Below are 921 nucleotides of genomic sequence, written 5' to 3' on the forward strand. Positions count from 1 at the left end.
TCCTATCAAACCAATTTGCTGGCTCTGAATGCGGCAATTGAGGCCGCACGGGCGGGAGAACACGGGCGGGGCTTTGCCGTGGTGGCAGATGCGGTCCGGAACCTATCGAACCGGGTCCGCGCTTCGACCGAGGACATCCACGCGGGGATTTCTGCCCTGCAGGCGCAGGGACAGGAAATTGCCGGGCACAATCAGGAGTTGCAGGCACATGCGGGCCAGGTGCTGACCTTTGTCGAATCCTTGCAAGGGAAGGCCCATGGTATGCGGATCATGACCACTCTAATGCAATTCGATGCTACGGCGGAGACCCACGGGCACTTTATCGATGTAGCGCTCACCGAATCGGAAAAAGGTAGCGCTGCCATTACGCCCCAAGAACTGCCCTTGCCCATGGAGTACCATCAATGTCGATTGGGGAAATGGTATGACGCCGCCGGGCGACAGAATTTCGGACGGCTGGCGGAATTTGCCCCACTCGAGAAACCCCATCGGGAGATTCATGAACTGTCTGTTGCGGTCCTGGAAGCGGCACAGCGCGGGGATACCGGAGCTGCGGAAGCTCTCCGGGCGCAGTTAGTATCCGCCCGCAGGGAATTCCTGCAACAGCTCAAAATGCTGGGAGATGCTATCCGTAGTATCGTGTAAGAGGAAAGAGTCCTGTGTTGGCTCTTTGCATCTTGTGAAAGAACCGTGTAGTTTCGCTGTTTCGATATTTGTACAGTATGTATCATTTTTGATAACAACAAGGAGGGGTGAGCCGTGCCTCTCAGTGAAGACGATACGGAACTGGCCTTGCTGCTTCCCCATCGCGGGGATCTGGCCTTGGTCGACTTCCTGCCACTGGTATTTCTGTCGGGATACCAGGAATTGATGTTGCCCAATCCCGAAGACCTGGGAGTGGTAGAGGGCCAAAGTGCCATC

At 56.1% G+C, this 921-nt stretch carries 1 protein-coding gene; it reads left to right on the forward strand.

Going from position 1 to position 921, the window contains the following annotated elements; all coding sequences use genetic code 11:
- The coding region (locus AB4090_RS15070; RefSeq protein WP_369574693.1) for a methyl-accepting chemotaxis protein at positions 1 to 645 on the forward strand (645 nt) is incomplete at its 5' end.
- Between the last annotated feature and the right edge of the window lie 276 nt (positions 646 to 921).

Origin of the sequence: Acidithiobacillus sp. IBUN Pt1247-S3, from assembly GCF_041146875.1 — a bacterium.
Taxonomy (GTDB): Bacteria; Pseudomonadota; Gammaproteobacteria; order Acidithiobacillales; family Acidithiobacillaceae; genus Igneacidithiobacillus.